Raw genomic sequence first — 9449 nt, 5'->3', positions numbered from 1 at the left:
TAATAGTGATACGCCTTGCAATTACAGGGTTTATAGTAATGCTAGGCTTTTTCTTGGCGTTTATTGCTACGATGGGTCCACCTATTGCACCTCATATTTGGAATGGGGGTCTGGATGGCGGTATTAGAATAGGCACTATTGTTATCGGCTTGGGTGCATGTGCTGCTATATTGCTTTGGTTTTTCTGGACTCTATGTTGTGATATCTATCGCTTTATTATTCGTACATTCCTGCCCGACTCTGATACTGAAACCAAATAGAGCAAGTAAGATTTATAGCTACCTATTATTAATAAGAACCATAGAAAGAGATTTAGATGCCAAGTTTTATAGTTGTAGATAATGGAATTGTTAACCTATCGGAAGTTAAACAGATAACTGCGGATAAAAAGCGACTTACAATCATATTCCATTTAGGGTTTTGGAATGGTAATGCGTTCAAAAGATGTACTGATAGCCAGCACTTTGAAGAAGTTTTTAAGGACATAGTAACCAAGTTAGAAGCCGAGCGTGTTTAAATTACTATTTTGATTGTCCAGTTTTAGGTAGTGAGTTGTCTAGTCACCAATAATGACTGGTGATAGTCAAAACTATAGAAAGCGTATGATGATTGAAATAATCATGGAAATTACAAAGAAATACCAATACAGATGTTTGGGTTTGACTAAATCGGTATATTTATAAAATAGAAAACTTAAAATATTTAAAATAAGTAATATACCTAAGAAATAAGCGATCGGTATTAGTTCTTCCATCATATTAGTGATTTCCAACAGGTTTGTTATGGCTTACTAAGCATAATTCAGTTAACCAAATATGCTATAGAGTATTCCAGCCGTAAATATGAAGGACGAGACTTTATCACCTAACATCACGGCTCTATGCCATATGCTATATTTATTATAGTAGCTAGTAAGCTTTGGTTTTGATGAAAAAATATCTTGGTCGAGGTCTATAGGAATAATCACTTGTTTTAAAGCTGCTAAAAACACTCCTAGCCACATTAAGATGTTTGGCATATCTTTATCTACAAAAGAGTCTATGAAAAAACCAAAACTTAGGATTAAGGCCACAACAAAAAGTTTTCGGTAACTTCCTTTTTGATAACTTAGGACAAATTTCCGCATTAAAAATCCTAATAAATGAACGTATGTTTATTTAAAACATTGAATAGTAATGTTAGTGATAATTATTGTCAATGGATATGTTCATAGCATCCTAAAGGCACGGTACCCTAGTGAGGACTTGAACATCTAGCTGTATGTCATATGCGCTGATAGATTGATCTGCTGAAAATAATAGCAGTGTACTTGTGAGTGTACATAAGGCTGATATTTCGAGGATAATTGTAGAGATACACCTGACATTGATTGTGTTTCATATTTTTTAAGATTTTGATAATGTAAGATGTAGAAATGTAAACTTAAATCAAGGTATAAATTAATGGAAACAAAGTATACAGCAGCTAACCCTTTTGGAGAGCTTAGCACTAAGGTACTAAAAGATTTTGAACAAACAATACAGTATCGTTTGCCAGAAGATTATCGTAAATACCTCCTTAATTTTAATGGCGCAGAGCCTATTAATACTATTTGCAATATATCAGAAGATGAAGGTATAACGATTATACACGGTATGCTAGGTATACATGATGGTCCTGAATACGTTCAATTAGAATCAAACTTTGGTGATGACAACAGCACAAGGAAAACAGGGTTACTGGCATTTGCTTATGATGAGGGAGGTAACAACTTTTGCATTTGTTTGCTGCCTAAGCAATACGGCAAAGTATACTTTTATGATCATGAGTCTTCTTATGCTGATGACATTAATACTTTAATCAAAATAGCTGATAGCTGATAGCTTTGATTGTTTCATTGAATCCTTAACTTCCAGAGAAGAGTATGAGAACAGCTTAGAGGATACTGATCCAGAGTTTTATGCAAGATTACAGTATGCAAGATTACAGTATGCTAAGAACAATCCTCAAATATAGTTTAATAGGGTGTATAAAGGTCGATTTTTGATGGTCGCATTCATTTCTACTAATCCATGATCGGTGCGCTATACAGGCATCGAACTATCGGCTATGAATAAGTTGTAGCAGATTCAAAGGATTATTATCTATCTGGATTCATAATTTCTAGGAAAGTAGTTATTGATCTTGTCATTGTCAAGCACTCTATCTTTAGTAAAATCTAATGTATCTGAAACGGCAATACCGTACCATAGCTCTTTTGGGAAGTCATTAATAGAACCATATACTGTTGGCATAAGATGACGAAAATAATCTCCTATTTTAGTCTGACCTTCATATCCCACAGGATAATCTTCTCCTTCATTACTTCCTTCAACTGCTTCATAAATAAAGTAACCTTTAAAGGAAGGAACAGTCCAATCAGACATTTCATTTTCATCACGTAATCTGTGTTGAATGAAGTTTTCAACCTCTTTTTTAGACTTGTAGTCTCTGTACATTAGACTAGAATATAGATCTAAAGTAGCTTTACCATCCTTACGAACAGGATATTCAGAAAATTTCTCAGACTCTTCATAAGTAAATTCATTTAGATCATCTAATAATAACTCAGCGCCATTAATTCCTAGAATAGATTTTGGTATATCTCCCCACGAGTTGTTAAACATCATAGCAATTAAACCATTTTTATCCATTGCAAACCATGTATATACAATTCCAAAGTTTGGTTTCCATTTTTCATTTAAATAGCTCATTATTTTTCACCTGCAATGCCAGTATATTAGGAAACCGTATCTTTAGGGTGCGTTGAATATGTATTTTAGGTATACCCTAGCGGAACCAGCTATTTTAGCCCTTAAACCTATTAACAGACCACTTAAAACAGACTGCTATAATGGAACCACTTATAACAGACTATTTTAGGTGTTTATGTTTATTAGAGCGTATCTACGAGCGTCTACCAAAGAACAAGACGCTAAGCGTGCCAAAAGCGAACTCATAGCATTTGCCAACGACCATGGCCACAAGATTGCTGCCTTCTATGTCGAAAACGAATCAGGCGCTACCTTGGTACGACCCAAGCTTATGCAGCTGATTGAAGATGCTCATAAGGGCGATGTGATCTTAGTTGAGCAAATTGATCGCTTGGCACGTTTGAACCAAGCGGATTGGGATACGCTCAAAAGAATGCTATCAGAAAAAAAGCTATCTATCGTATCAAAAGAGCTGCCGACCTCATATATGGCACTTCAACCTGAAAGCAGCACTGAATTTATGAGTAGTATATTGCAGGCCATTAACTCGATGCTGCTGGATATGCTCGCAGCCATTGCTCGAAAAGATTATGAGGATCGCCGTAACCGTCAGATGCAAGGTATTGCTCGTGCCAAGGCAGAAGGTAAGTATTTAGGACGTAGGAAAGATACTGGAAAGCGCAAGATCATCGCTAGTCTACTCGAATCAGGTCATAGCTATTCTGATATTCAAAAAATGGCTAAGTGCTCACGGCATCTGATCGCTGATGTGGCCAAGGAAAAACCTAAACTAATCACTGCTCATTAAGTGGTTCCAATATAGTAGTCTGCTATGAGTAGTCTATTAATTGATTAATGAGCCTTTTTAGATGGTTCCGCTGGGATATAACTTTTTAGGTTGCTAGCAGCTTATAGAAATGCCTAATGTTGATCATAGTGTCATTCAGACTTACAGCATCATTTTCAGTATGTGAATACTCAAACCCATTTTTTAATAATACTTTTTCTGAGGCAGGATTGGTTTCTGAAACTACAGCATTAATCTGCTTTATACCTATCTGTATTGCAATAGCTATAATTTCTTTGACTGCAAGAGTAGCAATACCTTTTCCAACTGCTGATTGGCAAATGCGATAGCCTAAATTAGCTTTACTGCTTTCAATATCGCGTAAGTTAATACGTCCCACCAGTTTACCCTGTTGATATATCACATAGAAGGCAATGTCACTTTTCGCTTGCTCTTTTAGGATATCATTTTGAGTACATATAAAACTGTCATAATTTCGATAACTATCAGGTCTTTCACCAACTGTTTGTGTAAAGTAGTTCCAGTTATATTGTTCAAATTTGAACAAATCCTGATATACATTTTTTGATAGGGGTATTATTGCAATATCCATAAGCATTTCCGATGAAGAATATTTAGCTTGTTAAACTTTATAGCAAATTTAACATAATATCTTTGATTCTATTTTTTGAATATGAGCGTATGAACGAGACGATATCCTGAGTCACCAGCGGTAGAAACATACTCAGATTTTTCTCGTGCAATCAGGTTTATATGATAATACTTGGCGTAGTATTGTTCGAGTTGAGCTTGTGTTATTAAAAAAGGCGGTAAATCTTTATGTTTATCATCACGCTGCTTTTTTCCATCATAAGCAAACGATAATAGCAGTTGATTTGCTGTATTGCTCAGCTCCATAACTCTCTGTGTGTAACGTGTACGTAGATTTTCTGGCTTAATATCTGGAAGAGCAACTAATGCGCCGCGATCATAAATAGCATCTATTTGTCCAAGATCAGTAGAACTCAAATCAAAAATATTACCTACCCATATTTTGAGACTCTGACCTTTATGTTTAGTTTGATAACAGGTTAGGCTAGGTGTGATTGAGTGTAGTGATATTGTCGCCTGCAAGTTATTTTCAGCAAAAAATTGGGGGACTGCTATTTCTGATAACTCAACACCGACAACATCAAAACCCTCATTTAAAAACCATAGCATGTCTATGCTTTTACCACATAGAGGCACAAAAACACGTCCATTTTTAGGTACATTTAAGGCTTTAAAATGATCTATTAGCATTGGATTTGGGGTTTTTTGGGTAAAGTCAGTCTGGCTCTTTTGCCATGCATTTTGCCAAAACTCAGGGTTCATAACATTAACCTTTATTTTTAAGAGTTAACTTTAGATGTGATTAGCGGTATACAGGTGTTTGACAGTATCAATCTATTCAATAAATAATAGTCAGTTTAGTATTCAAGATATTCTCTGATAGGACGTTTCTTAAACTGAGAAGCGTCTTTTTTAAGGCGATTAATCATCTCAAACTCCCATCCCTGCTGCGACTGTCCAGCTGGGCTGGTAGGGCTGACCATGTGATTATAGTCAGTAATAAACTGAGGGTTACGAGCTATACGTCCTAGCTGTCTATCATTTAGATCTTCAACCGTAAACATATCTGCTATCTCTACGTCTCTACTAATACCTTGTCGTGTACTATTTTTCGGCTTACTTCTTGACAGTACCTTAAATTTAAAGCCAATAATATTTTTACCATCTTTTTCTTGCTCATAGCTAACTTTGATATCAGTGTGCTTATTAATCTCTTTAATAGCTTTATTTAAAACGCCAGATTTGAAGTCACACATCCGTTCATATTCATCATCATCCACTCCAAGTTGCCCTCTAAATACTTTTAAGCCAAATAAAGGGGTTTTTTTGGCTTCACGCCATTGTATTAGAAGTTCATACAAACGTACTGAATACATGCTGTTGAGCATCGATGTTTGTTCTAACGTGTACTTAGTAAAAAACTGTTCTATACCATTTATACGTGTTATTTCATTTACTACCGCAGGCGTAAATATAATTTCGATTGTGCCTTTATCTTGCTTATACTTAGCTTGACTTATCCAACGGGACTTAACGGGATAACCATCGTTTTCGTCTAAAAAAGTAAACCTACGCTCGAATAGGTTTTCTTCTGCTTTTTTGAGGACGTCATAAGCACCCTGTCGTGTCGTCCCAAACGCTTCAGCATACCTTGATGCTTTTATAGTTAAAGGCTTATCAGCTGACAAACCTTCATTTTTCTCTCTGCTGTCTATGATAGCCAACTGAACCAACCTTATTTCAGCAAGCGTAAGATTTTGGATTGCTGTATTTAGTCTGTTTGTCTTAACTATAAGATCCATCTTATTGTTACCTGCATTCATACTTGGTTTCATCAACTTAACCCTCTAACTATATAACGATAAATAATATATCATCATTATAACGATAAATAAATATATATCGTTATAAGGTAAGTAAACTACGTTCTATGGGTAAGTAAACTACGTTCTATGGGTAAGTAAACTACGTTCTATGGGTAAGTAAACTACGTTCTATGGGTGGCGAACCCCTTTATAATAAAGGGCTGTAGCGGACTTAAAAGCATTAAAAGCATTAAAAGCATTAAAAACCTTTTTTATTTTTTTTATTAACTAAGAAGATAAGAGCTTTGATCTATCTAAATTTACAGTACTGTTCGTTATCTGAACCTAAAAAACAGGATTGTTTTTTAATTTTTGCATAGTAACCATCTTCACCTTTAATCACATTATGAGCAACTTTAGCTGCTGCTAAACGGTTGTACTCAGTTTGACGATCAGCTATCTCAGCTTTACTAGGTACGATAAGCCAAACAGAAAATAACGTCAGTGCAAATATGAAAGCACAGATACCACCTACTAGAGCAGAAGCCTTCCAGCTCAGTGATTTAGCAAACTCGTCTGATAATTCCTTTGTGTACTTTTCTGCCCCTTTCTTGGCTTGATGTCTAACACTATTTAACGCAATGTTTGCATCATTAGCCAATTTCTTATTTTGATCTTCAAAAGACTCAGAAAAAAGCTTTAAGCTGCTAAAGTTAGCATCAAACGTTCCTTTCATCTCAGTTGATAATTTAGACAGTTGGGTTATCTGTGTCTTCGCTATATCTATCGTTTTTTCTAGCTGCGTATTTGCTTGCTGAACGTGACCACCAACGCCTTGTGTTAGCTGGTTAGAGTAGTAATTAAGAAGATCAGCAACCTCTAAGCGAACCTCTTTAGCTGTACCGGCAACAATCGCTGATTTTATTTTATTTTCTCGTTCTTGATAGTCTTTGAGCTGTGCGGTTAGTTCGTTGACAAGCTTTGCGGTGGCTGTATCTCTTGCTGCCATCGCTTGATACTGTTCTTCTCTTTGCGTGAGCAATGCGGTGTTATGCTCGGTAAGCGTTGCAATAGCGGTAAGCAGGTCTTCAAGGTTGGGTATCTCTGACATTTTTATCTTCCTAATCCATAGCTATGGCTGCGATTGATCTCGTTACTGTAGTCTGCAACGGCTTTTTGTGCGCTCTCTAGGGCTTTTTCCTGCGTTTTATCGACGCTTTGCCCGTGATTGTCTGTAAATTCAGTTAAAACGCCTTGTAGAGCTGCTGTGTGCGTTTTACGCTCACTGGTATAGTGTAGATTTTTAATTTCATTCAATGCTTGCGTTGATTTGTCGATCACTAAGTCCGTTAACGCGCCACGCTCATTTAACGCAAGCTCGTGCTGTCTCTGTGTGGTATCTGGGTTATCCATATACTGATTAAGGTTGTGCATCACCTCATTAGCGACTGAAATCGCTAAAATAGGGTTGCCTACCTTACTGTTTGGATCAATCTCTTTCTGTGTATGCTGTTCTAACTGTGCCATTACAGCGGCATACAGTGCTTTTTTATCTACCATGAACTGCTGACTTTCGCGCTCCAGCTGCTCGGCTATCGCTTGCTGCTGCCTTGCTCTGTCGGCTCGTGCCTGTTCAATGCGCTCACGCTCGGCTTGTTTACGTTTTTGTTGTTCAGCAAGCTCATGCTGCCTTTGCTGCTCCAACGCCAACTCTTTTTGTTTTTGCTCGTCGGCTTTTCGAGTGGCAACCCCTTTCGCCATTGCCATCGCTTGTGCCACCGCATCTAACGTGGGGGCTTTAGGCTTTGGTGCAGGTGGTGGTTCAGGGTTTTTGATAGGTTTATCTGCTGCGGTTGCCATACTTGGCGTGGGCGAATCGCTACTGATCGTCTGTATTGGTGGCGGTGTGGTGTGCTCAATATCCTTGATTTTATGACCATTAAAGATAATTTGTTCAGCGGCATCATTTACTGTCTGATTTTTGGCAAGCGCTACGCCCCATACCAGCTCGTTGCGCTCGTGGATTATTTCGTTGATGGTGCCGAGCTGTGTTGCTGGCGTTTTATCAATCTCGTAGTGCTTGCCTTCTTCTTTGGCTTTCTCTGCTTTTTTTAGCTCTCGCTCGTATTTGTCACGTTCCAGCTTGGTAGCGACTGACCCCATTTTTAGCTGTGGCTCAATATCAATCCCTTGCGCGGCATAGCTGCGACTATCAATCAATCTATGGTCATGCTCGGCTAGTTTTTCGTTGACGATATGCTCCCATATTTGGCGAACGTCTGTAATCTCATGGCTGACTCGCTCCATACCAAGCGAACGCCGCTTATTATCTGACAGCTCAATAGTCGCTTTGTCGGTCAGTATGATCTGATTGTTATCGTCAATCTCTGCGGTGCGCGTGGTGAACAGGATATGAGCATGGAAGTTGCGAGGGTCTGCGCCTCGCTCAATCTCTTTGTCGGTAGGCTTGTGAATGGCGCAATCGGCAATCGTGCCGTAACGGTCTGCTAAGGTTTGGGCGAACTGGTGCGCCAGCTCTTTGCGGTCTTCTGCGCTTAATTCATGCGGTAGATTGACCAGCCATTCGCGAGCCACACGCGCATCTTTTCTTTTCTCGGCAGCTTCCGCTTTGTTCCATAAATCACTACGATCAATATCAGCATTGGCAGCAGCCAATGCTGACGGCAAAATGATATCCGCACTCATTACCCCATGCTTTTTTGAGTAGTCGTGGGTCTTACCGTATCGCTTATCTTCCAATTCACAACCAGCACGATAGCTCGCAGAAGCAACGGCACTTTGTCCGCTTCCTCGTGATATGGATTTGGTCGATGCGATAAAAATAGCCATTTCTATAAGCTCTTATTTTAGGTTTTTTAACATTGCGTCTTTTGCAATGTTGGGGGTGTGGGGGCTTGCCCCTGCCGATGTTTTGACTTCATAAATGGTTAACCGTAGGGAATAAACATTTGTGAAGTCGAAAACTCGCACTTAGTCAGTGGGACTTAAACATCTGTCAAATAACTATATCATAAACTGTTGTTAGCTATTGGCGAAGTTGCTATAGTTAAACACATGAAAAAATTGATAATTTAAGGAAGGGTTATGAGCTTACTTGGTGGTAATGATTTGAAAGAACAGCAAAAGATTAACGATCTTGAGCTTAAGATAAATAGAGAGAAACAGAAGTTAGATAAGAAGCTGACACGGCAAAAAATACTACTGGGTGCTTTCTTAGTAGATGCCTTAGAGAAGGGTTCAGTGGATGGTTTGAAAGAATATACGGCTGATAATCTATTGAATTTCCTGACCAGACAGACGGATAAGGATTTAATGGCAGATTTGGTAAAGGAACTTAAAGCAATTAAGAGTTAAGTAGCCAAAAAAAAGGATAGTCATGTTTAAGTTTCTAGAGCATAAGAAGAATGATACATGGGTTGATAACATATTAGTAATAGTGATACGCCTTGCAATTACAGGGTTTATAGTAATGCTAGGCTTTTTCTTGGCGTT

Annotated in this window: 11 protein-coding genes; 5 read left to right on the top strand and 6 right to left on the bottom strand. The window is 38.1% G+C overall.

Annotated elements, in window-relative coordinates; translation table 11 throughout:
• The 3 genes from ACP69U_RS13240 to ACP69U_RS13230 all read left to right on the top strand — a co-directional run.
• On the top strand, nt 1–260 hold a 260-nt coding region (locus tag ACP69U_RS13240), incomplete at its 5' end, for a hypothetical protein (RefSeq protein WP_426138766.1).
• 56 nt (nt 261–316) lie between these two features.
• Nucleotides 317–517 (top strand): hypothetical protein, encoded by a 201-nt coding sequence (locus ACP69U_RS13235; protein WP_426138765.1) that lies wholly within the window; start codon nt 317–319, stop codon nt 515–517.
• Between the two features lie 925 nt (nt 518–1442).
• The gene (locus ACP69U_RS13230; protein ID WP_426138764.1) at nt 1443–1859 is read left to right on the top strand and encodes an SMI1/KNR4 family protein; all 417 of its coding nucleotides are present in this window, start codon (nt 1443–1445) and stop codon (nt 1857–1859) included.
• Nucleotides 1860–2123: 264 nt separating this feature from the next.
• Here the strand turns inward: ACP69U_RS13230 and ACP69U_RS13225 are convergent, their stop codons facing one another.
• Nucleotides 2124–2732, bottom strand: coding sequence for a hypothetical protein (locus tag ACP69U_RS13225; protein WP_045452568.1), 609 nt, complete (start codon nt 2730–2732; stop codon nt 2124–2126).
• A 175-nt stretch (nt 2733–2907) separates the two neighbouring features.
• On the opposite strand from ACP69U_RS13225, the gene ACP69U_RS13220 reads away from it, so the two are divergent.
• Complete coding sequence (locus ACP69U_RS13220; protein WP_426138763.1) at nt 2908–3540, top strand: recombinase family protein; 633 nt, start codon at nt 2908–2910, stop codon at nt 3538–3540.
• Nucleotides 3541–3625: 85 nt separating this feature from the next.
• On the opposite strand, the gene ACP69U_RS13215 is transcribed toward ACP69U_RS13220, so the two are convergent.
• From ACP69U_RS13215 to ACP69U_RS13195, 5 genes are all read right to left on the bottom strand, one after another.
• Entirely contained in the window at nt 3626–4132 is a 507-nt protein-coding gene (locus ACP69U_RS13215) for a GNAT family N-acetyltransferase (RefSeq protein ID WP_426138762.1), read from the bottom strand.
• Between the two features lie 68 nt (nt 4133–4200).
• Nucleotides 4201–4893, bottom strand: a complete 693-nt coding sequence (locus ACP69U_RS13210) for a thiopurine S-methyltransferase (RefSeq protein ID WP_426138761.1) — start codon at nt 4891–4893, stop codon at nt 4201–4203.
• A gap of 95 nt (nt 4894–4988) precedes the next feature.
• Complete coding sequence (repM, locus tag ACP69U_RS13205; RefSeq protein ID WP_426138760.1) at nt 4989–5966, bottom strand: replication initiation protein RepM; 978 nt, start codon at nt 5964–5966, stop codon at nt 4989–4991.
• A gap of 280 nt (nt 5967–6246) precedes the next feature.
• Nucleotides 6247–7047, bottom strand: a complete 801-nt coding sequence (locus ACP69U_RS13200; protein ID WP_426138759.1) for a hypothetical protein — start codon at nt 7045–7047, stop codon at nt 6247–6249.
• 2 nt (nt 7048–7049) lie between these two features.
• Nucleotides 7050–8786 carry a MobA/MobL family protein gene (locus ACP69U_RS13195; RefSeq protein WP_426138758.1) on the bottom strand — a complete coding sequence of 579 codons (1737 nt, stop codon included), beginning with the start codon at nt 8784–8786 and terminating at the stop codon, nt 7050–7052.
• A 255-nt stretch (nt 8787–9041) separates the two neighbouring features.
• Between ACP69U_RS13195 and ACP69U_RS13190 the strand changes: the two genes are divergently transcribed.
• Entirely contained in the window at nt 9042–9311 is a 270-nt protein-coding gene (locus tag ACP69U_RS13190; RefSeq protein ID WP_426138757.1) for a mobilization protein MobS, read from the top strand.
• Nucleotides 9312–9449 lie beyond the last annotated feature (138 nt).

This window comes from Psychrobacter sp. TWR1-1-1, from assembly GCF_049895865.1.
Lineage (GTDB): Bacteria > Pseudomonadota > Gammaproteobacteria > Pseudomonadales > Moraxellaceae > Psychrobacter > Psychrobacter immobilis_A.
The sequence above is the reverse complement of the archived record's forward strand: the minus strand, read 5'-3'. Positions and strand labels throughout refer to the sequence as shown.

What these genes read in the sequence shown, in the direction of transcription:
- ACP69U_RS13225 (WP_045452568.1), bottom strand. Translation starts at nt 2,732, where the DNA reads ATGAGCTATTTAAATGAAAAATGGAAACCAAACTTTGGAATTGTATAT.
- ACP69U_RS13220 (WP_426138763.1), top strand. Translation starts at nt 2,908, where the DNA reads ATGTTTATTAGAGCGTATCTACGAGCGTCTACCAAAGAACAAGACGCT.
- ACP69U_RS13195 (WP_426138758.1), bottom strand. Translation starts at nt 8,786, where the DNA reads ATGGCTATTTTTATCGCATCGACCAAATCCATATCACGAGGAAGCGGA.
- ACP69U_RS13200 (WP_426138759.1), bottom strand. Translation starts at nt 7,047, where the DNA reads ATGTCAGAGATACCCAACCTTGAAGACCTGCTTACCGCTATTGCAACG.
- ACP69U_RS13235 (WP_426138765.1), top strand. Translation starts at nt 317, where the DNA reads ATGCCAAGTTTTATAGTTGTAGATAATGGAATTGTTAACCTATCGGAA.
- ACP69U_RS13190 (WP_426138757.1), top strand. Translation starts at nt 9,042, where the DNA reads ATGAGCTTACTTGGTGGTAATGATTTGAAAGAACAGCAAAAGATTAAC.
- repM (WP_426138760.1), bottom strand. Translation starts at nt 5,966, where the DNA reads ATGAAACCAAGTATGAATGCAGGTAACAATAAGATGGATCTTATAGTT.
- ACP69U_RS13215 (WP_426138762.1), bottom strand. Translation starts at nt 4,132, where the DNA reads ATGGATATTGCAATAATACCCCTATCAAAAAATGTATATCAGGATTTG.
- ACP69U_RS13230 (WP_426138764.1), top strand. Translation starts at nt 1,443, where the DNA reads ATGGAAACAAAGTATACAGCAGCTAACCCTTTTGGAGAGCTTAGCACT.
- ACP69U_RS13210 (WP_426138761.1), bottom strand. Translation starts at nt 4,893, where the DNA reads ATGAACCCTGAGTTTTGGCAAAATGCATGGCAAAAGAGCCAGACTGAC.